Annotated in this window: 19 protein-coding genes; 18 read left to right on the forward strand and 1 reads right to left on the reverse strand. The window is 43.5% G+C overall.

Annotated elements, in window-relative coordinates:
• The first annotated feature begins 73 nt into the window (after positions 1 to 73).
• From WMO37_RS13020 to WMO37_RS13085, 14 genes are all read left to right on the forward strand, one after another.
• Positions 74 to 1,345 (forward strand): hypothetical protein, encoded by a 1,272-nt coding sequence (locus WMO37_RS13020; protein ID WP_349155221.1) that lies wholly within the window; start codon positions 74 to 76, stop codon positions 1,343 to 1,345.
• 170 nt (positions 1,346 to 1,515) lie between these two features.
• On the forward strand, positions 1,516 to 2,292 hold the full coding sequence (rfbF, locus tag WMO37_RS13025) for a glucose-1-phosphate cytidylyltransferase (protein ID WP_022431729.1): 777 nt from the start codon (positions 1,516 to 1,518) through the stop codon (positions 2,290 to 2,292).
• A gap of 11 nt (positions 2,293 to 2,303) precedes the next feature.
• Entirely contained in the window at positions 2,304 to 3,353 is a 1,050-nt protein-coding gene (gene rfbG, locus WMO37_RS13030) for a CDP-glucose 4,6-dehydratase (RefSeq protein WP_022431730.1), read from the forward strand.
• Between the two features lie 36 nt (positions 3,354 to 3,389).
• Positions 3,390 to 4,727 carry a lipopolysaccharide biosynthesis protein RfbH gene (gene rfbH, locus WMO37_RS13035; protein WP_022431731.1) on the forward strand — a complete coding sequence of 446 codons (1,338 nt, stop codon included), beginning with the start codon at positions 3,390 to 3,392 and terminating at the stop codon, positions 4,725 to 4,727.
• Positions 4,728 to 4,730: 3 nt separating this feature from the next.
• Positions 4,731 to 5,213 carry a GtrA family protein gene (locus tag WMO37_RS13040; protein ID WP_349155222.1) on the forward strand — a complete coding sequence of 161 codons (483 nt, stop codon included), beginning with the start codon at positions 4,731 to 4,733 and terminating at the stop codon, positions 5,211 to 5,213.
• Between the two features lie 2 nt (positions 5,214 to 5,215).
• Entirely contained in the window at positions 5,216 to 7,087 is a 1,872-nt protein-coding gene (locus WMO37_RS13045; RefSeq protein WP_349155223.1) for a thiamine pyrophosphate-binding protein, read from the forward strand.
• A gap of 11 nt (positions 7,088 to 7,098) precedes the next feature.
• Positions 7,099 to 8,016 carry an NAD-dependent epimerase/dehydratase family protein gene (locus WMO37_RS13050; RefSeq protein ID WP_227089909.1) on the forward strand — a complete coding sequence of 306 codons (918 nt, stop codon included), beginning with the start codon at positions 7,099 to 7,101 and terminating at the stop codon, positions 8,014 to 8,016.
• 13 nt (positions 8,017 to 8,029) lie between these two features.
• The gene (locus WMO37_RS13055) at positions 8,030 to 8,986 is read left to right on the forward strand and encodes a glycosyltransferase family 2 protein (RefSeq protein WP_022431735.1); all 957 of its coding nucleotides are present in this window, start codon (positions 8,030 to 8,032) and stop codon (positions 8,984 to 8,986) included.
• A gap of 24 nt (positions 8,987 to 9,010) precedes the next feature.
• On the forward strand, positions 9,011 to 11,371 hold the full coding sequence (locus tag WMO37_RS13060) for a type I phosphomannose isomerase catalytic subunit (RefSeq protein WP_227089911.1): 2,361 nt from the start codon (positions 9,011 to 9,013) through the stop codon (positions 11,369 to 11,371).
• Positions 11,372 to 11,410: 39 nt separating this feature from the next.
• The gene (locus WMO37_RS13065) at positions 11,411 to 11,959 is read left to right on the forward strand and encodes a hypothetical protein (RefSeq protein WP_022431737.1); all 549 of its coding nucleotides are present in this window, start codon (positions 11,411 to 11,413) and stop codon (positions 11,957 to 11,959) included.
• Between the two features lie 14 nt (positions 11,960 to 11,973).
• Positions 11,974 to 14,730, forward strand: a complete 2,757-nt coding sequence (locus WMO37_RS13070; RefSeq protein WP_349155224.1) for a YfhO family protein — start codon at positions 11,974 to 11,976, stop codon at positions 14,728 to 14,730.
• 144 nt (positions 14,731 to 14,874) lie between these two features.
• Positions 14,875 to 16,050, forward strand: a complete 1,176-nt coding sequence (locus tag WMO37_RS13075; RefSeq protein ID WP_349155225.1) for a putative hexosyltransferase — start codon at positions 14,875 to 14,877, stop codon at positions 16,048 to 16,050.
• 19 nt (positions 16,051 to 16,069) lie between these two features.
• Positions 16,070 to 17,236, forward strand: a complete 1,167-nt coding sequence (locus WMO37_RS13080) for a hypothetical protein (RefSeq protein ID WP_022431740.1) — start codon at positions 16,070 to 16,072, stop codon at positions 17,234 to 17,236.
• A gap of 111 nt (positions 17,237 to 17,347) precedes the next feature.
• A complete protein-coding gene (locus WMO37_RS13085) occupies positions 17,348 to 18,088 on the forward strand; it encodes a polyprenol monophosphomannose synthase (protein ID WP_022431741.1) in 741 nt (246 codons plus the stop codon).
• A 303-nt stretch (positions 18,089 to 18,391) separates the two neighbouring features.
• Here WMO37_RS13085 and WMO37_RS13090 read toward each other — a convergent pair whose 3' ends face one another.
• Positions 18,392 to 18,817 (reverse strand): GtrA family protein, encoded by a 426-nt coding sequence (locus WMO37_RS13090; RefSeq protein ID WP_022431742.1) that lies wholly within the window; start codon positions 18,815 to 18,817, stop codon positions 18,392 to 18,394.
• A 196-nt stretch (positions 18,818 to 19,013) separates the two neighbouring features.
• Between WMO37_RS13090 and WMO37_RS13095 the strand changes: the two genes are divergently transcribed.
• From WMO37_RS13095 to glmM, 4 genes are read left to right on the forward strand one after another with little or no spacing between them, the layout of a single operon-like run.
• Entirely contained in the window at positions 19,014 to 20,528 is a 1,515-nt protein-coding gene (locus WMO37_RS13095; protein ID WP_349155226.1) for an MBOAT family O-acyltransferase, read from the forward strand.
• A gap of 27 nt (positions 20,529 to 20,555) precedes the next feature.
• Positions 20,556 to 21,602, forward strand: coding sequence for an SGNH/GDSL hydrolase family protein (locus WMO37_RS13100; RefSeq protein WP_349155227.1), 1,047 nt, complete (start codon positions 20,556 to 20,558; stop codon positions 21,600 to 21,602).
• Between the two features lie 56 nt (positions 21,603 to 21,658).
• Complete coding sequence (galE, locus tag WMO37_RS13105) at positions 21,659 to 22,675, forward strand: UDP-glucose 4-epimerase GalE (protein WP_022431745.1); 1,017 nt, start codon at positions 21,659 to 21,661, stop codon at positions 22,673 to 22,675.
• A 40-nt stretch (positions 22,676 to 22,715) separates the two neighbouring features.
• The gene (gene glmM / locus WMO37_RS13110; RefSeq protein WP_022431746.1) at positions 22,716 to 24,071 is read left to right on the forward strand and encodes a phosphoglucosamine mutase; all 1,356 of its coding nucleotides are present in this window, start codon (positions 22,716 to 22,718) and stop codon (positions 24,069 to 24,071) included.
• The last annotated feature ends 35 nt before the right edge of the window (positions 24,072 to 24,106 follow it).

Consider the following 24,106-nt stretch of genomic DNA (forward strand, 5'->3'; position numbering starts at 1 on the left):
CACGTAACAATCCGCAGGTATTATAGCGGAGGGATGCCCCGGCATCATAAAATAGAAAAAATGGAGATTAGAGATGGGGAAATTGGACGAACAGCTGATTCAGCTGATAAATAATGAAATAGAAGGAAAAGGCGGCGGATTTGAGGAGTTTTGTACACTGGCATCCGAAGTGGTACAGCCGGTTGTAAAAAAAGTGTTTCCGAAAAATGAAACCTTGTATAAAAAGGCAGTGAAGCAGATTCTGGTGCGGATGTATCAGAAGATTGAAATGGCGGATATGAACCAGATTCAGGAATGGATGGAGCGGTTTGCGCTGGACGTTCTGGAAAAGAATTATCCAAGGGAAACGGCAGCAGCAAAAAAAAGAGAAGCGCGGCCGGAGCAGGAAACGGTAAAGAATGAAGAAAGTTTACAAAAAAGCGCCCGGACAGAAGAACAGGAACAGGATGAACTCATTGCGGCGGCGATGGCGGCCTTTGCGAAATTGCAGGATGGCCAGCCGGAGGAACAGGTGGAACTGCCGGAAGAAGTGCAGTCTTTTTTTGAACCGGAACAGCCCAAAGAACAGGATTTGCAGGATACGCAGGAATTACAGATAGAAATAACACAGCCGGCCGGCCAGCAGCAGGAAACAGCAGATATCAGCCAGACAGGACCGGCAGCGCAGAAATCCGATGAAAACCCGGCAGGACAGACAGCACAGGAATCAGAAGAACTTTCGATGGAAGATGATGAAACGGAAGACATTGAAGGATTTTCGCTGGAAAGTGACGGGGACGAAGATGACGGAGATGAATTTGAGGAAGAACCGTCAGATGTCAGCAGTTTCTGGAACGACCGCAGCAATGTAAAAAAAATACTCATTGCTGCCATTCCGTGTGTAATAGCAGTTATCGTTGTTGTGGTACTGTTAGCAGGCGGAAAAAAGAAACAGCCGGTATCGGTGAATCACAGTATGTCAACCACGGCAAAACAGACAGAAACAACAACTGTAAGCACACAGGCGCAGCCGTCCTCACAGACACAGACAGCACAGTCAGAAACACAGGAACAGACGGAACGGACGACAGCACATCAAACGGCAGAACAGACGACAAAAAAGACGCAGGCATCAACAAAGAGCAGCACAACAACACAGCGGACACAAAAACAGGACAGCACTGAAAGTTCGGAAAAAACGGATGATTCCGGAGATAACAATACACAGGAAGATACAGAACCAGCCACAGAGGAAAAGACAAAAGAACCGGAAACACAGCGTCCGGCAGAAGAAAAAACAACACCGGAAGCAACGGAGGGCACAACACAGAATAATACAAAAGCAACAATAAAAAAAATCCAGTAAATGGAATATAAAAATGGGAAGCCGCAGTCAGGAGCTTCCCATTTTTGTTCATTATTGCATAAATGGCAAAACTGTGCTATATTTACCAATATATGATTTTAACGTGGGGAAATATGTGGACATCGATACAGTAAAATCAGTTAAATTTTTTAAAATATACGGAGGTTGTGATGAAAGTAGTATTACTTGCAGGTGGATTTGGGACAAGAATTAGTGAGGAGAGCCATCTGAAACCAAAGCCAATGATTGAAATCGGAGGAAAGCCGATTTTATGGCACATTATGAAAGAATATTCCCATTATGGGTATAATGATTTTATCATCTGCTGCGGTTATAAGCAGTATGTGATTAAGGAGTGGTTTGCAGATTATGCGCTTCACAATTCGGATGTGACATTTGACTTTACACAGGGCGGTAAGATGACAGTTCACAATAACTTTTCAGAGCCATGGAAGGTTACACTCGTTGATACCGGTTTAAATACCATGACAGGCGGACGTGTAAAGAGAATCCAGCCGTATGTCGGAGATGAAACCTTTATGCTCACTTATGGCGATGGTGTCTGTGATGTGAATATCAATGAACTGGTGAAGTTCCATCAGTCCCACGGCAAGATTGCAACGATGACATCTGTCAGTGTCGGACAGCGTTTCGGCGTACTTGATATTGATGAGAACAATACCATCCGTGCATTCCGCGAAAAGCAGGATTCTGACGGAAGCCGTATTAATGCGGGATATATGGTATTAGAACCGAAGATTTTTGATTTTATTGAAGGCGATTCCACAGTATTTGAAAAGGCACCGCTTGAAAAATGTGCCGAACTCGGAGAATTAAAGGCATACAACTACAATGGTTTCTGGCAGTGCATGGATACCAAGAGAGAAATGGAAAAATTAGAAGAACTCTGGCAGTCCGGCAAAGCACCTTGGAAGTCATGGGAATAAGGAGAACGACAATGGATTTGAGTTTTTATAAAGGCAAAAAAGTCCTGATTACAGGACACACAGGATTTAAAGGAAGCTGGCTTTGCAGAATCCTTGTAGGCGCAGGCGCACAGGTGACAGGCTATTCCCTGACACCGCCGACCGAGCCGAATCTTTTTTCAATGGCAGATGTCGAAGATAAAATGGAATCTGTCATTGGAGATATCCGTGATTTAGCACATTTAAAAGAAGTCTTTGAAAAGACCCAGCCGGAAATCGTACTGCACCTTGCGGCACAGCCGATTGTGCGCGATTCCTATAAAGACCCGGTATATACCTATGAAACCAATGTTATGGGAACGGTCAATATCTGTGAATGTGTACGTATCAATCCGTGTGTAAAGTCTTTTTTAAATGTCACAACGGACAAGGTTTACGAAAATAAGGAATGGGCATGGGGTTATCGTGAAAATGAACCGCTGGACGGATATGACCCGTATTCTAACAGTAAGTCCTGCTCAGAGCTGGTTACACACAGCTATATCAACTCATTCTTTAATGATATGCCGGTAGCCGTATCGACCGCAAGAGCCGGAAATGTTATCGGCGGCGGCGATTTTGCCAATGACAGAATCGTACCGGATTGTGTCCGTGCGGCATTAAAGAAAGAAGATATTATTGTAAGAAATCCACATTCCACAAGACCGTACCAGCATGTCTTAGAACCACTGGCAGCATACCTTTTAATTGCGATGAAGCAGTACGAAGACAAGTCTTATGCGGGATTTTATAATGTAGGACCGGATGAGAGTGACTGCATTACTACAGGCAATCTTGTGGATACATTCTGTGCAAAATGGGGCGAAGGTTTAAAGTGGGTCAACAAGTATGACGGCGGTCCTCATGAGGCTAACTTCTTAAAGCTGGACTGCTCAAAGTTAAAGACAACCTTTGGCTGGAAGCCGGTATGGAATTTTGATACAGCAATTGAAAAGAGCGTGGCGTGGTCTAAGGTCTATGCGGCAGGCGGAGATATTCCTGCATGTATGGACGCACAGATTGCGGAATTTTTTGATAAATAAAGACAAATCCGATGAACAACAGAAAGGAATTATAGAATGTTTGAAAATAAGAATGAATTAGAAGCAAGAGAAGAGATTTTATCCTTTGTAGATGAATACTGTAAAAAATATCATGCAAAAAAAGAATATCACGAAGGTGACAGAATTTCCTACGCAAGCCGTGTTTATGACAGTGCAGAAATGAAGAATCTTGTGAATTCCGCACTGGAATTCTGGCTGACAGCAGGTCACTACACAGATGAATTTGAAAAGAAATTTGGTGAATACTTAAATGTAAAGTATGTATCGGTTGTAAACTCCGGTTCATCTGCCAACTTAAACGCATTTATGGCACTGACTTCTCCGCTGTTAGGTGACAGAAGAATTAAAAGAGGGGACGAGGTTATCACGGTTGCAGCAGGTTTCCCGACAACTGTAACACCGGCAATCCAGTACGGTGCAGTACCGGTATTTGTGGATGTAACGATTCCTCAGTACAATATTGATGTTACAAAGTTAGAAGAAGCATACAGCGAAAAGACAAAGGCTGTCATGATTGCACATACACTCGGTAATCCGTTTGATTTAACTGCCGTAAAGGATTTCTGCGATAAGCACAACTTATGGCTTGTTGAAGATAACTGTGATGCACTCGGTTCTAAGTATAACTATAAGGGCGAAGAAAAGTTTACAGGTACAGTCGGTGACATCGGAACATCCAGCTTTTATCCGCCACACCACATGACAATGGGCGAAGGCGGTGCTGTTTATACAAACAACCCACTGTTAAATAAGTGTATCCGTTCTTTCCGTGACTGGGGACGTGACTGTGTCTGCCCGTCCGGCAGGGACAACCTGTGCGGACACCGTTTTGACAAGCAGTACGGTGAACTTCCGTTAGGATATGACCACAAGTATGTATATTCTCATTTCGGATATAACTTAAAGGCAACCGATATGCAGGCAGCAGTCGGCTGTGCACAGCTTGAAAAATTCCCTTCTTTCGTAGAAAGAAGAAGACATAACTTCGACCGTTTAAGAGCGGCACTCGAAGGTATTCAGGATAAGGTAATTTTACCGGTACCGTGTGAAGGTTCACGTCCAAGCTGGTTTGGTTTCTTAATTACGGTAAAAGAAGGCATTGACAGAAAGAAAGTTGTTGAATACATTGAAAACCACGGTGTACAGACAAGAAATCTGTTTGCGGGCAACTTAATCAAGCACCCATGCTTTGACGAAATGCGTGCAACAGGAGAAGGTTTCCGTGTAGTCGGCGGATTAGACAACACAGACCGTATTATGAACGATACGTTCTGGGTAGGTGTATATCCGGGCATGACAGACGAAATGATTGACTATATGGCAAAGACCATTACGGAGGCTGTAAACCAGTAAACAATGAGTGAAAAAAACAAGGCACTGATAAACCAGATCATCCGTTTTGGGCTGGTCGGCATATCCAATACGATTGTATCCTATGTTATTTATGCCGTAGCGTTTGCACTGACAGATAATTATTTTCTTGCAAATGTGTTAAGCTGGCTGTTAAGCGTTTTGCACGCTTACATCTGGCAGAATGTATTTGTATTTAAAGAAGATAAAAATGCACAAAAGAGAGTCTGGTGGAAGGTTCTTTTAAAGACGTATGCAGCATACGCATTTACCGGGCTGCTGCTCAACAACCTTTTGCTGTGGCTGTGGGTGGACGTCATTGACATTTCAAGATTCTGTACAGGAATTGCCAATGGGCTTACGGGAATCGGCATTGTGCTGACGGACAGGGAGCTTTCAGGATATCTGGGACCGGTGCTGAATATGTTTGTCACGATACCGGTGAATTTTGTAATGAATAAATTCTGGGCATACCGCCAAAAGGAGTAAGTATGAAAGTAAAATTATCGTCATATGTTTCACAGTTTCTTGTAGATCACGGCATTACCCATGCCTTTACCGTTACAGGCGGTGGTGCAATGCACTTAAATGACAGTCTGGGACATCAGGAAGGACTGACCTGTGTATACAATCATCATGAACAGGCATGTGCAATTGCGGCAGAAAGCTATGCAAGAATTCATAATAAGATTGCAGCACTTTGTGTTACAACGGGACCGGGCGGTACAAATGCAATGACCGGTGTTGTCGGAGGCTTTCTGGATTCGATTCCGATGCTTGTTATTTCCGGTCAGGTGCGTTTTGACACGACAGCCAGAAGTACGGGACTTGCGCTCCGCGCCATGGGCGACCAGGAATTTGATATTACAAAGTCAGCGGCAGCGATGACAAAATATGCCGAAATGGTGACAGATCCGAAGCGTATCCGTTACTGTCTTGAAAAGGCATATTATATTGCAACGACAGGCAGACCGGGTCCGTGCTGGATTGATATTCCGGTGAATTTTCAGGGAAGCTATATCGAAACGGAAGAACTGGAAGGGTTTGACCCGGCAGAATATGAAGCGGAGCAGGCACCGGCAATTCCAGATGAAACGGTTGACCTTATTCTCGATAAAATCCGCAGTGCAAAGCGTCCGGTATTTTATGCGGGAAACGGTATCCGCATTTCCGGCGGATATGAAGATTTCCGCAAAGTTGTGGAACTGCTTGGCATTCCGGTAGCGACAGGCTGGGACAGCATTGATGCCATTGAAGACGAACACCCGCTGTATGTGGGACGCGGCGGCATTATGGGCGACCGTGCCGGTAACTTTGCCGTACAGAACGCGGACTTAGTCTTTGCGTGCGGCAACCGTTTAAGTATCCGTCAGGTGGGCTATAACTGGAAGACATGGGCAAGAGAAGCCTATGTCATTGTCAATGATGTGGATGAAGCTGAGTTAAAGAAGCCGACCCTGCATGTGGATTTACCGGTATGGGGCGATGCAAAGGAACTGCTTGCAAAAATGGTTTCACGCCTTGAGGCAGAACAGGCAGCCGGAAATACACCGTTATTTAAAGAGAGCAGCTGGGTAGAAAGATGTCAGGAATGGAAGGCAAAGTATCCGGTTGTACAGAAAAAACATTATGAAGACACGAAGCATACCAATGTGTATGCATTTATTAAAGAATTAAGCAGCCGTCTGTCAGAAGGACAGGTGACGGTTGTCGGCAACGGCTCAGCATGTGTAGTCGGAAGCCACGCTTATGTCATTAAAAAAGGACAGCGCTTTATTATCAACTCTGCGATTGCTTCCATGGGATATGACCTTCCGGCAGCAATCGGTGCGGTAGTTGCAGAACACGGCAATCTTGCATTAAACAGAGAAGCGTTAAAGCATGACGATATTAAAGATGTGATTTTAGTCACAGGGGACGGCAGTATCCAGATGAATATTCAGGAATTACAGACGATTATCCATCATCAGATGCCGGTAAAGATATTTGTGATCAATAATCAGGGGTATCATTCAATCCGTCAGACACAGACGAATCTGTTTGAGAAGCATTTTGTCGGTATCGGACCGGAAAGCGGCGATTTAAGCTTCCCGGATATGGGCAAATTAGCGCCGGCTTACGGTTATCCGTTCTTTAGATGTGAAACCAATGCACAGCTTGATGAAATCATTTCAAAGGTGCTGGCAGTTAAAGGACCGGCAATCTGTGAGATTATGGTGTCTACCGAACAGAAATTTGAACCGAAGTCAGCGACAAAGCGGTTAGAAGACGGTACACTCGTATCGCCGCCGCTGGAAGACTTAGCACCGTTCCTTGACAGGGATGAATTTTACAGTAATATGATTATAAAGCCGATTTCATAAGGGAGAAGAAATTGAAACGAGCAGTTATTACGGGACCGACCGGTGCAATTGGAACAGCACTGATTGCAGAACTAATAAGCCACGGAATTGAAGTGGAAGCAGTTGTAAGACCGGATTCCAGAAGAACAGACAATATTCCAAAGTCACCGCTGGTACACATTGTGCCGTGTGATTTAAAAGAGTTAAAAACATTGCATGAAAAGATAGAACACGCAGACGTATTTTACCACTTTGGCTGGGACGGGACGTTTGGCAACAGCCGTAACAACGCTTACGGACAGCTTGAAAATGTCCGTTATGCGTTAGATGCCGTAGAAGCTGCCGCTGCACTGGGCTGTACGACATTTGTCGGCGCCGGCTCACAGGCAGAATACGGACGGGTGGAAGGCAGCTTAAATGCGTCTACACCGGCATTTCCCGAAAACGGCTACGGGATTGCAAAGCTCTGTACAGGTCAGATGACAAAAATCCTTTGTGAACAGAAGGGAATCCGCCATATCTGGACAAGGATCCTCAGCATTTACGGACCGTTTGATGGAGCAAAGACAATGGTTATGAGTACGATTGTCAGTCTCCTGAAAGGCGGGCGGCCGCAGTGTACCGCAGGAGAACAGATGTGGGATTACCTTTACAGCGCGGATGCAGGATATGCCATGTATCTTCTCGGAGAAAAAGGCGTGTCCGGTAAGACTTACTGTATCGGCGGTGGAACGGCAAGACCGCTTCGGGAATACATCGAAGCAATCCGTGATGCGGCAGCACCGGGGGCAGAGATTGGATTTGGAGAAATTCCTTATCAGGAAAAGCAGGTGATGTATCTGTGCGCAGATATTTCCGATCTGGAAAAAGACACAGGCTTTGCGCCGCGTGTAACGTTTGCGGAGGGAATTGAAAAAACCGTAGACTGGTGCAGGAAGAATTACGTATAAAGGAATAGAAGCGATGAAAAAGATTAGTATTATGGTGCCATGCTATAACGAGGAAGAAAATGTGGTTCCGTTAAGCGAGGCATTGATTGCGATGTTTGAAAAAGACCTCCCGCAGTATGATTATGAAATTTTGTTTATTGATAACGATTCAAGAGATACAACAAGGGTGAAGTTAAGAGCACTCTGTGAGAATAACAAAAAAATCAAAGCGATTTTTAATGCAAAGAATTTCGGTCAGTTTAATTCACCGTATTACGGCATTTTACAGACCGAGGGTGACTGTACGATTCCGGTCTGTGCGGATTTCCAGGACCCGATTGATGTTATTCCGCGGCTTGTTGCAGAGTGGGAAAAAGGATATAAAATTGTCTGTGCAGTAAAGACCAGCAGTAAGGAAAATCCGGTGATGTATTTCCTGCGTTCTTGCTATTACAAGATGATTAAGAAAATGTCTTCCGTAGACCAGATTGAGCATTTTACGGGCTTTGGACTGTATGATAAAAGCTTTGTACAGGTTCTGCGCGATTTAAAGGACCCGATTCCGTTTATCCGTGGCATTGTCGGCGAGCTGGGCTTTAAGCGCACGGAGATTGAATATACACAGGCACAAAGACGTGCCGGCAAGACCCATAACAATTTTTATACGTTGTATGATGCGGCAATGCTAAGCTTTACGTCTTATACGAAAATCGGGCTGCGTATTGCAACCTTTTTAGGCGCTGCCTGCGCAGGACTCAGTGTCATTGTGGCAATTATTTATTTTATTCTGAAATTAATATACTGGAACAGATTCCAGGCAGGTATGGTTCCACTGATTATTTTAGTCAGCCTGACCAGTTCACTCCAGCTGTTCTTTATCGGACTGCTTGGGGAATATATTTTAAGCATGAACAAGCGTCTGATGAACAGACCGCTGGTAGTGGAAGAAGAACGACTCAATTTCAAACCGGAGAAGCCGGAACAGGAATAACGCTTTGAGCAGATTGGAGATTGTATGAAGTGTGTAATACTTGCCGGAGGCAGTGGTGACAGCCTTTGGCCGCTCTCAAGAAAAAATTATCCGAAGCAGTTTATGAATATTAAAGAGGGACGATCTTTATTGCAGGAAACGGTTGTCAGAAATATGCCGTTTTGCGATGAATTTATTATTGTGACAAAGGAAAGCTACCGCAATATTGTAAACGGTCAGATGAAAGCATTCCAGAGCCTCAAGTATCGTGTTGTACTTGAAGGCAGTCCAAAGGGAACCGCTGCGGCAATTATGCTTGGCAGCCAGTTCTGCAACCAGTCCGAACTGGTGTTTGTTGTGACGGCTGACAACCTGATTGAGGGGCAGGAATATAAGGATGCAATTATTCGGGCAAAGGAGCTTGCAAAACAGGGCAGTATTGTTGCACTTGGTGTAAAGCCGGCAAAGAAAAATTCCAATTTCGGATATCTGTTAAGAGATGAGGAAAATGTCCTTAAATTTATTGAAAAAATCCGTCTGGACGATGATGAGAGCTTTGGCTATGACGATGGATTTTTATGGAACAGCGGTATGTTTTTATACCGTGCAGGGGATTTAATCAATGCGGCGAGGGCAATTTGTCCGGAACTCTATGATACCTGCCGGATGGCAAAGCGGAAGGTGGCAGCAATCCGCCGTACCGTGCGTTTTTCGCAGAAAGTCATGAAAGACATTCCACAAGGCAGTATTGAGCGCCTGATTTTTGAAAAGTTAAAGGATATGAAGGTCGTGGAAACGGCATTCCGCTGGAAAGATGTCGGGAATGTCTGCGACTTAGATGAAAATTCAAGTGTATCCCACAGCGAAAATGTCTTAAAAAACCACTGTGAAGATGTAATGGTTATTAACAGTGCAGACAGACAGCTTGTGGTGACAAATGATATTCAGGATGTTGTTGTTGTAAATACCGAAGATGCTGTTTACGTATCTTCCAAGGAACGCGTTGATGACATTAAAAATATCATTTCCGAGAATAAAGAAAAGTATGAAAATTACTTTGATTATAACCGGATTTCTTACAGAGAATGGGGAATCCATGAACTGCTTAATGCCTCAGACGGTTACAAGGTCAAAAAGGTAACGGTATTTCCGGGCATGAGCATGAATCTGCATCAGCATGAAATGCGCAGTGAGCATTGGTCTGTTGTAGAAGGAACGGCAACGATTACATTAGGAACGGAAACGAAAGACTATCATAAGTATGAAAGTGTTTTTGTCCCGATTGGCATGAAGCATAAGGTTGCGAATAAAACCGATAAAAATGTAGTCATTATCGAAGTCGGTATCGGTGAAATCTTATCCGAAAGCGATATGGTAAAGATATACAGTCAGGAAAGTGACGGAACGGCAGAGGACAATTATGTCAAAGCTGCTAACGAGCCGGTTGTCAAGTTAGATCCGGCGTTTAAGGATAATTTGTGGGGCGGCACAAAGCTTCGCACGGTATTCGGTAAAAAGTGTGATTATGATGTTATCGGCGAAAGCTGGGAGCTTTCCGCACACCCGGACGGACAGAGCCGGATTGCAGACGGCAGATATAAGGGCATGCTCTTTAATGACTATCTGTCCATTATCGGAAAAGAGGCGCTTGGCTGGAAGTGTCAGGCACAGGATCGTTTTCCGGTACTGATTAAATTTATTGATGCAAAGCAGGCATTATCAATCCAGATTCATCCTGATGATGAATATGCACTGGAAAATGAAGGCGAATACGGAAAGAACGAGATGTGGTATGTCATTGACTGTGAGCCGGGTGCATACCTTTACTGCGGACTTTCAAAGGACGTATCCAAAGAGGAGATTGAAGAACGTATTGCGAACAATACGATTACAGAGGTGTTAAACCGCATAGATGTAAAGCCGGGCGATGTCGTTATGGTAAAAGCAGGAACAATCCATGCGATTGGTGCGGGCATTTTAATCTGTGAAATCCAGCAGAATTCCAACAGTACATACCGCATGTACGATTACGACAGAAGGGATAAGTTCGGCAATCCGCGTGAACTGCACGTTGCAAAGGCACTGGACGTTGTCGATACCAAAGCCTATGTCAAGGATGAAAACTGCGAAGTGATTCTGGAGAAAAACGATGCCTATACACTGGAACGTCTGGTACAGTGCAAGTATTTTGAATGCCTGAAATATGACATTTATTCAGAAGTCAAAATCGGCATGGATGAAACATCTTTCCTGTCTGTTTTATTTATTTCCGGTGAGGGAACCATTGAAACGGATGACGGCAATAAGACGATGCCGTACAAGGCAGGCGAAAGCTTCTTTATCAGCGCTGGCAAGCGTTCGGTTGTAATAAAGGGAACAGGAACCTGTATCGTTACGCATGTTTAAAATGAAAACTATAAAAGCAAAAGCACACAGGTGTTAAAAATGATGAAAAAAAAGAGCGTAAAAGCAGCATTTTATGCAGGGGCGGTAATACTTGCCTGTTTTTACCTGCTGGTATTGTGGTGGGGTAAAAATCCGGACGTAGGACTGGAATACAGAATGTATTATCTGACCCATGAGCTTTCTGACTGGCCGGGCTACGGAAAACTGTCCTATGAACCGGGAACGACAGAATATTGTACGACACTCAAAGATAAAGACGGAAATGAGCGCAGTATCAATGTATGCCGCCGCAAGGGAAAAGGCTGGAAGGAAGACCAGTACGAGGGCAGTACAAACAGCGGAAAGGACGCATATCTTTACTACGTGTTAAACCGCACGGCAGAGAATGCCTCCTATCAGTGTGAAGTCACGGAGTTTGCGGGAAACGGCAGGGTCGAAGTTTACTGCAACGACAGAAAAATCGGAGAAATACAGGGTACAGGAACATTTACATTTGAAATCGGAAAACTTGAGGAAAAGGAATGTGACACGATTCATTTTGTGGCAGATAATGTGACATTCTGTCTGTGGAGCAGTGCCATTCTTTAAAATAAAGGAGTTATATGAAAGAGAAAGTGAACGTTTTGGCAAAGAAATTAAAGCCATACAGTATCCCGGGGGCGATTACCCTGGCAGTTGTATTAATTACGCTGATTTTAAAAGGAATCTGGCCGTTTGGCGGAAACCGGATTGATTATTTTGACAATATGCAGCAGGTCGCGCCGCTGTATGCACATCTGTGGGATTTCATGCACGGAAAGGCATCGCTGTGGTTTGACTGGTATACGGGACTCGGAACGAATGTATCCATGAGTATTTCAGCCTTTTCAATGTTAAGTCCTTTTAATCTGCTGTTATATTTAGTCCCGAGAAACCTCATTTTAGAGAGCATTTCCATACTGACGGCAGTAAAAATGGTATTTATGTCCGTTGCAATGTATGCATTGCTCAATCACAAATTCCCGAAGCTGCTCTATCCGGTAAAGACAGCGTTTGCCGTGATGTATTCGCTTTGTGGATACGTCATTTTATACGGCTCCTGCTTTACACCGTGGATGGACATTGTTGCACTGTTTCCGCTGTTGATGCTGGCACTCGACAGACTGCTGACAACGGGAAAGAAGCTGTTTTACATCTTTATGGTGGCATTAAGCTTTATCATTAATTACTATTTAAGCGCAATGGCGCTTATTTACGTATTTTTAGTCAGCGGTGTCTATATTTTACTGCTGTGTGAGCGCAAAGAATGGAAAAAGCACGCATGGAATTTAGGAATCGGTACGGCGGCGGGCATGGGACTGTCCTGCTTTGTATTAATTCCGGTATTTATGCAGTTATCCGGTTCACAGAGAGGAAATGCGGGCGGCAGTATTGTATCGCAGTACCTTGGCTGGATTAAGGGTGCGATTGTCACAGACGGCTCTATGGCGGCATTCCAGCGTTATATGATGCTGTACGGATTAAGCTTTGTGCTTGCCGTGATTCTTATCGGGTTAAAGAAATATAAAGAAGATAAAAAAATGTGCCGTGTCATGGCGTGCCTGCTTGGAATTGCCCTGCTTCCGATGTTTGTGGAAGGCATCAATTTAATGTGGCACTTCGGCTCTTACAACGGCTATACATTAAGAAACGGTTTCCTGATTGCATTTACACTGCTTTGCATGGGCGCGTATTATGCACAGAAAATGTTTGCGGATATGCCGCTTGAGAAGAAGTATATCAAATGTCAGATTGTGATTGCGGCGGTAATGTGCCTGGTATATGCAGCCGGTTATCTGCTGATTCCGCAGAATAACGAGATTCTTGCGACAATCTTTTTTGTGGCAGTCTTTATCACGATGTTTATCGTTTATTTAAGAAAGCTCAAAGAAGAAAAGGACGAATTTAACGTCAAATCCGTGCTTGCCGTGATTGCGGTGGAAGTTTTCTTAGGGGCATTTGCACTGATTGGTCCGCCGAAGTTTTATACCTATGAAGCGTACCAGGTCGGTGATTATGTGCAGTATGCCAATGAAGCCTATGAAGCACTTGATATTGAAGAATCGGCAACAGACCGTATTGTCAATCCGGACATCAGCCTGAATGCCAATTATCCGCTGATACTGCGCCGTGGCGCACTGTCAAGCTTTACGGCGGCATTAGAGAGTGACACACAGACTTTTGCAAAAAACTGGGGATATTCAAAATATTTTCTGTGGCTGTTAGATTCCGGCGGAACCGTCTTTACGAATGCACTGTTTCATGTAACGGAGGCCGTCAATCAGAATGACTTGGACCCGGCGCTGTATACACTGGAAAAAAGTTATGCAGATTACGACATAGACAGTAAAGAAGCACCGCAGGAAGGATATAAATTATATTCTGCCAATTACCGGCTTCCGTTTGCAATGACCGTAGCGTCATCTTTTGCATCAGAAGACTTGGGCGTGGACTGGGTTGACTTACATAATAAGTTCTATACGGCACTTTCGGGAGATAAGGAACCGCTGGTAAAGGGTATGTCGTATTCTGTAAAAAAGAGTGATACAGTACTGGAATATAATACACAGATAAGCGGCAATGCGGCAGTGTATTTAAAGATTGTGGATATCAATAACCGCAACAGTGATGCCAATGCATCATGGCTGATCAGCTCCATGCATGTCTATGTCAATGACAAAGAAGTGCCGGTGCCGACACTGGGTGATGTGGAAAATACAGCGTACTTTACGGATTATAACAACAATCTGCTGTATCTGGGCTGTTTTGACAATGAGAGTATCGATATCCGTATTGAATACGATGACCCTTGGTATTTAAAAGTCAGCGAAGTCAGCTTTGCACAGCTGGATATGGATAAGATGGAGAAGTTGTGCAGAGCGTATGAAAATACAAAATGCGATGTATCTTATACCAATGATTCACTGACTGTTAAGCTTGACGGTTCGGCAACGAAAAATTATGCGTTGATACCGGTGGTTTACAGCAAAAACTGGAAAGTCAGCGTCAACGGGCAGCAGGTGCAGGCAAAAGAAATCGCAGGACTTTTTACAGGGGTAAAGATTCACTCCGGTGAAAATACAATTACCATGGAATTTGAACCACAGGGCAGAAAAGAAGGACTGCTGATTACGCTTGCTACACTTTTAATACTGGTTGTATGCCTTGTCATTGACCACTTTAAGAAAATCAATGTTCCGGCATGGATTCAGTATTGTGCGGTATTTGTATGGCTTCAGCTGCTCAATGCAGTAGTCGTTGCAATGTTTTTAATACCGGTGATTGCTGCAGTTCCGGCGTTTCTGTACCAGATTATATTAAAAATTATGCAGATTTTATAATAAAATGGGGCGGCATCCAATCGTGATAGGCGTCCCATTTTTGATTTTGGGCAAGAACAAATATCCCTGATGGCAGATGGGAAACCGCCTGCGCGAAATTCTTATCACAGCTTTGCGGCAAAACCGCTTAGAAATGAGGTAAATATGGAAAGACTGGCTAAAATATATAGAGAAAACGAAAATTTCCGGCTGATTTTAAAACTGTTTTTTATACTGCTGATGTCCCGCCTGTTTATGCTGGTGCTGATGGTGATTTATAACGTGTATATGGGAACGGACCGTTCCATTGCATTTTTAATGAACCAGTGGGATGCCAAGCGGTACCAGTTTATGATTGATAACGGATATACATTTCCGCTGGATACGGACCCACAGGCAAACTGGGCATTTTTCCCGATGTATGTGATGGTCTGCCGGTTTGTGAAAATGCTGACCTTCGGTGTAATGGACACGTACTGGGTCGGTATGACGGTATCAACGGTATGTATTTTTATCGCTGCATTTACAGCAGTTAAATATATGAGTCTGGTGCGTGGTGGCAGGAGTGAAGACTATCTTTTGATTCCGCTTCTGATGTTTGCAGGTCCCTATTCTTTTTACTTTGGTTCTGTGTATACAGAAGCGATGTTTGTGCTGTTTATTGCGCTGTTTTTCTATGCGGCAGCTAAAAAAAAGTACTTGTGGGCAGGGTTTGCCGCTGCATTTGCCAGTGCGACAAGAATTGTAGGCTGCCTGCTTGTATTTGCGCTGATTGTGGAAATGTATCTGGATTTGACGGCGGACGGTGGAAAACTTATCACATGGGCAAAAATCAAAAGCTTCATCGTGCAGATGTTGAAACTGCCGGAACACATTTTTGCGGTTATGCTGTGTCCGTTCGGTGCATTCTGCTATATGACCTTCCTGCGCTTTTTCTGTGGCGATGTGTGGGCTTATAAAAACGTGCAGATTGCATGGCGTGAAGATACGTATTTTCCGGTTGTGGGCGTTTTATGGAAAGCGTGCACCGGACAGATTGAACCGCGATATACCTATATGGGATGGTTTTGTATCGGTATTTTTGCAGTGTATGGATATATGCTTTACCGGAAATATTATTCCATGGCGGTGTTCGGAATCATTTCCCTGCTTGTGCCGCTGACCTCCCATGTCATGAGCACCTGCCGCTTTACAGTGGGCAGCTTTGTCGTATATATGGGCGTTTATGAGATTTTAAAGAGCGTACGTCCGAAAATACGCACGGCAATTCTGATATTTTTTGCATTTGCACAGATATGGCTGCTGTTTATGTGGTATAATTCAGACTGTTGGTTAATGTAAATAGAAAAGAGGGATATTTGTGAAAGTAAGAAAGAAAATTGTTGTCTGTTTTTCCGTAACGGTTTTTGTGGTACTGCTGATTGCTTCAGAGGTTCTGGTACATGGCGGTACAGTACAGACAACACCGGCACGATTACAAAAGATATCCAAAAATATATGGGACATTGTGGAAAATGATAATGAAATTGCAGGCGGTTCGTCAATGCAGACGGAAAATCAGAAACCACATGAAACCAGAAAAAGAACCATCACAGCGGAAACTGTACCGTATGATGGTGTAAAGAGAAGTATTTCCTGCTGGGGTGACAGTATGATGTACGGCTGCGCGACTACACCGGGGTTTATTACGCTGGACGGCATTACAACAAATATCAGCTATGCCACGGCACCGGATATGCTTTCGCAGTTTACGGGGCTGAAAACATACAACCTTGGTGTCAACGGAGAAACGTCAAAAGAAATTGCGACCCGTGCAGGCGGTCTTACCATGGTGGTTGACCGTGATATTGTCATTGACGGGACAGGCATTGCTGAATTTAAGCTGCAGTCTTTATATGACGGGGATAATGTTTATATGGAAGATTACAGCGGTTATAATTTTCAGTCAGACCAGACCAATATCTGTGTGATTAACGGCGAAAAATATTATGTAACCAATTCTTATGACGGTGAAAGCCAGATTTTATACGGCACAGATGTGAATATTAAAGAAGGCACACCGGTTTATACACTGGCGGCGGTGGAGCGTAAAGATGACATTCTTGTGCTGGAAATCGGCAGTAACGCAGGCTGGTATAATGACTATGATGAATTAATTGCGCAGTATGATTCCATTTTGGAAGGTACAGGCTGTAAATATTATATTATTGTCGGTGATACCGATGACCCGGAACTGTCCGTGGATATGAATAAAATTTATATCGGCATGGGCGAAACACCGTGGGAGCAGGCATTATCCAAGGCATACGGGGATCATTTTATCAACATGCGGCTCTATATGATTCAGAATGGATTAAGTGACTGCGGACTGGAAGCAACCGATGAAGACCTTGACGGCTTTACAAGAGGTGAGATTTCACAACAGCTCAGGGCAGACTGGACACATTTTAATGCGTATGGCTACTATGCCAAAGCAAAGGGAATTTATGAAAAAGGTGTCGAACTCGGATACTGGGGCGGACAATAAAATAAGAAATTTATGTGAAAAACTTGTCAGATTGTAATAAAGGTATTATAATACACAAGTCGAAACATCGAAAAATAAAAACACATCAGGATAGATTTGAAGGAGAAAATTATGTTATCAGTAGTGGTACCAACATTTAATGAAGGAAAGAATATCAGAAATCTTGTAACACAGATTGATGATGCATTAAAAGGAATTCCTTATGAAATCGTTTTTGTAGACGACAGTAAAGATGATACACCACAGGTTATTATGGAAGTTGCAAAGGATTTTCCGGCTGTACGCATGGAACACAGAACCGGTGAAACAGGACTGGCAACTGCCGTATTAAAAGGATTTTCCCTTGCAAAGGGCGAATATATGGCATGCATGGATGCGGATTTACAGCATCCGCCAATCGTTTTAAAATATATGTATAAGGCAATGGAAAGCGGTGCAGACTTCTGTATTCCGAGCCGTCTGATTCCGGGCGGCGATGACGGCGGACTCAACTGGTACAGAAAGTTTGTATCCGGTACAGCCCGTAAAATCGGTCAGTTTATGTTACCGTGCCTGCGAAAGATTTCAGACCCGACAAGCGGTCTGTTCATGTTCCGCCGCGAGGTTATTGAAAATGCCGACTTACAGCCGATTGGATGGAAGATTATGGTGGAAGTTCTTGCAATGGGTACATACAAGAAGGTTGTAGAGATTCCGTACAAGTTCCAGCAGAGAACCGAAGGTGAATCCAAGTTATCAGGTAAAGTAACGATGGAATACTTAAAGCAGTTAAAGAATTTAAGAAAGCGTTACAATAAGGCAAATCATTATGAAGTAGAGATATGGTCTACAGAGAAGATGATGGCAGAATAAAAGCTTCCTTGGACATGTCCCCACTTCACCGTTACCTGACGGTAGCCATGAACATGCCCCTACCTCAACGTGTTACTTGACAGTAGCCATGAACATGACCCCACCTCAACGTGTTACTTAACTTCGGTGGTGTCATGTTCATGGCTGTGAGAGTGTGGGTGAGCGGATATTGGGGGCGTGTTTCTGGCGTAAAGGATTGCACAATTGGAAATTTCCAATGCGCGGCGGATTTCGTTAATATCCATGCGGGCGGCAATACAAAGACAGAGAATTTTATCCCGTCCCGGATTTGCTTTTGTGCCGTTATGCCGCATTTTCATTTCCCTGATTCTTTTCTTCAAGGAAAATCTTTCTTGAAACAAAGTTCCATACCATAACAATCGCCGTTGCCACGATTTTTGAAACCAGGTAGTAGTAGGTCGGGATAAACGGAGATAAGATACCGTTTAAAATCCACATGATACCATCGTTGATACCAAGACCAATAACGCTTAATACGATAAAAATAATAAACTGGGTCTGTTTGGACTGGTCGGCTCTGCCTACAAATACATATTTCATGCTGGCAAGATAGTTAAAAATAACGGATACCGTAAAGGAAATCGTTGCCGCAATGATTGAATCCATATGTAAGAACTGAACCAGCACAAAAAGCACGGCATAGTCAATGACAAAAGCGATTGCACCGACAATTCCGAACTTTACAATCTGCTCGAATAATTTTTTCATGTAATCTCCATTCCGCAGGCATTTTATGCCGCATTTTTGCTGTATGTGATACTCTACCATATTAAACGTGAAAATTTAAATAGTCAAGCGGCTTTTTCCCATTAATCCGTTGTGCAATGTCTGTAAATGTGCTAAAATCAGCAAAGCGGGGAATGTTTTTTAGCAAAAGGAATTTAATAAAAACGGAGAAGAAAAAATGTCGTTTATTTCAGCAGGATTTTTTATGGCGATGGCGCTGACGGCGTGCCTGTATTATCTGATTCCGAAAAAATATCAGTGGGAGCTGCTGCTTTTTGTCAGCTTCGGCTTTTATGCCACTTACGGAATCCGTTATATGGGCTATATTTTGTTTACGATTATTACAAGCTACTGTATTACAAGGCTGATGGCTGCACAGAAAGAAAAGCTTATGCGGCGCAGATGGCTGATATTCGGGCTGGTTTCCAATTTCGGAATTCTTGTCTTTTTAAAGTATGTCAATTTTACAATACTGAATCTGACTTCATTGTTTTCGGTATTTCATCAGGCATTTCCGCTTGGAAAGCTTTCAATTGTGATGCCGCTTGGAATTTCTTTTTATACATTCCAGACAATGAGTTACGTGATAGATGTTTATCAGAAAAAATATGAACCGGAAACTAATATTTTCCGGCTGGCGCTGTTTACGGCATATCTGCCGCAGCTTTTACAGGGACCGATTGGACGTTATGACCGCCTTGCACCGCAACTGTTTGAGCCGCACGATTTTAATCTGAAAAATATTGAGTACGGTGCACAGCGGATTGCATGGGGACTGGCAAAAAAGCTGATTTTAGCAGACCGCGCATACGTCTTTTCAAAAGCCGTATTTGCCGACTTGAATACATATTCGGGTATGTATGTGATTGTGGCACTGCTCACATTCTCCATTTATGAATACTGCGATTTTTCCGGCGGTATTGATGTGGTTATTGGTGTTTCCGAACTGTTTGGAATCCGTCTGGACGAGAACTTCCGCCAGCCGTATTTTTCAAAATCAATCGGGGAATTCTGGCGCAGATGGCATATTACACTGGGAACGTGGATGAAGGATTACATTTTTTATCCGTTTTCCATTTCTAAAAAAATGCTGGCATTCGGTAAGAAAGCCAAGAAAGTTTTTGGTAAAAAGACCGGTAAGATTCTGCCGATTTGTGCCGCCAATCTGCTGATTTTCTTTGTAGTCGGCGTATGGCACGGTGCGGCATGGAAGTATATTATTTACGGATTGTACAACGGACTGATTATTGCGGCAAGTAACCTGTTAAAGCCATATTACGCAAAATGGGCAGCAGTCTGTCATGTGAATACGGAAAGCCGGGGCTGGAAGACATTTCAGATATTCAGAACGTTTATTTTAGTCAATATCGGCTGGCTCTTTGATGCGTGTGCAACGGCGACAACTGCCTTTTATGCAATGCGCGCCGTATTTATCAATTTTAAAATCGGCATTTTAACAGACGGAAGTCTTTATAAGCTGGGACTGATAAAAAGAGACTGGACGATTCTGATTGTGGCGACAATCATTTTGTTTATAAGCAGTGTGATGAAGGAAAAAGGGATGTCGCTGCGCGATTTCGTGGCGGAACGTCCGCTTGTTGTGCGCTGGGCAGTTTATCTGATACTGATATTTGCAACAGCACCGTTTGGCTATGTAAGCAGTTCAACGGAATTTATGTATGCACAGTTTTAGAAATGATTTAAAAGGAACGGAAAAATCATGAAAAAAAAGAAAAGTTTTACGTTGACGGCAGTCTTTGTGGCTTTGGTAGTGGTTTTAAATAATCTGCTGAATTTTATGCTCGTACAGCCGGGATTGACACGGGTTATGTTTCATGAACTTGAAACAACGAATCCGGACTGTCTGGTGTTAGGAACATCGCACGGCAGTTATGGGATTGCAACCGATGAACTGGAGAGCGGGCTTGATGCCGGTGCCATGAATATGTGCATCGGCGGTGAGTATATGATAGATGCCTATTACACGTTACAGTATGCCATAAAAATAAGCAGTCCTAAGGTCGTCGTGCTGGATATTGATTACCAGTATCTGATTAACCGCCACGATGAGAGTATTTTGTTTCATCAGGTGTATAACGGCTATCCCGACAGTCTGTTAAAGGTTTCCTATTTCTTTAGCAGAATCGCAAAAGAGGAATACCGCGGGGCATTTTTAAAATGGACGAATTACTGGCAGTGTTATTACATGATTGATAAGACGGTGGCAAAGAAGCTGTCTGATGACTATAAGGAATATTCGCCCGATGTTGTCAGCATGGATAAAAATGATGTCTATGAAGGAAAGGGCTTTATTAATAAGTCAAAAAATGCGTCTAAAGCAAAGACAACGGTACTTGGCTGGGACGAAAGCCTTGTTGCACAGAGCGAATGTCAGTATATTGAAAAAATGGTAGAGCTGTGCAGAAAAAATGATATTCAGATTGTTTTTACGACGGTCACGCAGGACCCCAGAACCGTTGCGCAGTATGCAGAAAAATTTGCACAGGCGGATTCTTATATCAGAAACCTTGCACAGAAATTAAATGTGGAGTATTATAATTTTAATTACCTTACTTTTGAGGCTTTTGACAGGGAAGAAGGAGATTTCTGGGACAGAGAGGGACATATGTACGGAGATACGGCGAAACGTTTTACGAAAGTTTACGCCGAAGTTCTTAAAAAAGCTTTGGCCGGCAGTCTTAAAAAGTCAGATTACTTTGGAGAAGACTTAAAAGAGATTTACAAGGACGTAGTGCCTTATGAATAAAACCGGAAGGTGAAAAATTTACATCAGAATGTCGAAACGGGCAGAATGGAGGATTTATGTCAATTTTAGTAACAGGTGGAGCAGGTTACATCGGAAGCCATACAGTGGTAGAATTACAGAACGCAGGATATGAGGTTGTTGTTGTGGATAACCTTGTCAATTCCAGCAGGGAAGCGTTAAAGAGAGTAGAAAAGATTACGGGAAAGCCGGTAACATTTTACGAAGCAGACATTAATGATAAAGAAGCACTGGAAAAGATTTTTGCACAGGAAAAAATTGAATCCTGCATTCATTTTGCCGGTTTAAAGGCAGTTGGTGAGTCAGTAGCCAAGCCTCTTGAATATTATATGAATAACATTTCAGGTTCACTGGTGCTGTTTGATGTCATGAGAAATCACGGCGTAAAAAATATCATTTTCTCATCTTCAGCAACTGTATACGGCGATCCGGCATTTGTACCGATTACAGAAGAATGCCCGAAGGGACAGATTACCAATCCATACGGTCAGACAAAGGGCATGTTAGAGCAGATTTTAACGGATATCCAGAAGGCAGACCCGGAATGGAATGTCATTTTACTGCGTTATTTCAACCCGATTGGTGCGCATGAGAGCGGAACAATCGGTGAAAATCCGAACGGTATTCCAAACAATCTGATGCCGTATATTACACAGGTCGCTGTCGGCAAGTTAAAGTGCCTCGGTGTTTTTGGCAACGATTACGATACACCGGACGGAACAGGCGTAAGAGATTATATCCACGTTGTAGACCTTGCCCTCGGACATGTTAAAGCAATTGAAAAATTACAGGAAAATCCGGGTTTAAAGATTTACAACCTCGGTACGGGACACGGTTATTCCGTACTGGATATTGTCAAGAACTTTGAAGCCGCTTCCGGCGTGCATATTCCTTACGAAATCAAGCCGCGCCGTGCAGGTGATATTGCAACCTGCTACTGCGATGCAAGCAAGGCATATAAGGAAATGGGCTGGAAGGCAGAGCGTGATTTAAAGAAGATGTGTGCCGATTCATGGAACTGGCAGAAAAACAATCCAAACGGATACCAGGCATAGTTAAAAAATCCTTAAAAATAAAGAATGGAGTGCAGTTAAAATGGGTAAATATTTTGGCACAGACGGTTTCCGCGGGGAAGCCAATGTCAATCTTACAGTAGAACATGCCTATAAAGTCGGCAGATTTTTAGGCTGGTATTATGGAAAGAACCACGAGGATGGAAAAGCAAAGGTCGTTATCGGAAAAGATACCAGAAGAAGCAGCTATATGTTTGAATATTCACTGGTTGCGGGACTTACGGCATCCGGTGCAGATGCGTATCTTTTACATGTAACAACGACACCGAGCGTATCATATGTGGTGCGGACAGAAGATTTTGACTGCGGTATTATGATTTCCGCAAGCCACAACCCATTTTACGACAACGGCATTAAGCTGATTAATGACAAGGGCGAAAAAATGCGCGAAGATGTCATTGATGAGATTGAAAAGTATTTAGATGGCGATATGGCGGAGCTTCCTTTTGCGACAAAAGAAAAAATCGGCTGTACCGTGGATTATACGGCAGGTAGAAACCGCTACATGGGGTATCTGATGAGCCTTGCAATTTACTCCTTTAAGGGAACGCGTATCGGTCTGGATGCCGCAAACGGAAGTGCATGGACACTTGCCAAGGGCATTTTTGATGCGCTGGGCGCAAAAACATACGTGATTCATGCAGAACCGGACGGAACCAATATCAATAACAACTGCGGTTCTACGCATATTGAAAGCCTGCAGGAGCTGGTACTTAGGGAACACTTAGATGCCGGATTTGCATTTGACGGAGATGCAGACCGCTGTCTGTGTGTGGATGAAAAGGGAAATGTGATTACAGGCGACCATATTTTATATATCTATGGCTGTTATATGAAAGAAAGAGGAAAGCTTGTCGATAATAAAGTCGTTACAACAGTCATGTCCAATTTCGGGCTGTACAAGGCTTTTGATGCAGTCGGCATCGACTATGAAAAGACCAAGGTCGGTGATAAGTATGTATATGAATGTATGTCAAAGAACGGCTACCGTCTGGGTGGTGAGCAGTCCGGTCATATCATTTTCAGCAAATATGCGACAACCGGTGACGGTATTATCACGGCATTGAAGATGATGGAAGTCATGCTGGCAAAGAAAAAGCCGTTAAGCCAGCTTGCCGAGCCGCTTGCAATTTATCCGCAGGTATTAAAAAATGTACGTGTAACCGATAAGACACAGGCACAAAATGATGCCGATGTACGCGCAATGGTAGAGCGCGCAGCCAAGGAACTGGGCACAGACGGCAGAATCTTAGTCCGTGAAAGCGGAACAGAGCCGCTGGTGCGTGTCATGGTAGAAGCAGGTAATGTCGAAACCTGTGAAAAATACGTTGATGCAGTAATTGACGTTATCCGCAGCAAAGGGTATGTGATTGAATAGACATTAACAGATAAAAAGAATAAAGCAGGAAACTC

Source organism: Lachnospira intestinalis (genome assembly GCF_040095895.1).
GTDB classification, from domain to species: domain Bacteria; phylum Bacillota; class Clostridia; order Lachnospirales; family Lachnospiraceae; genus Lachnospira; species Lachnospira intestinalis.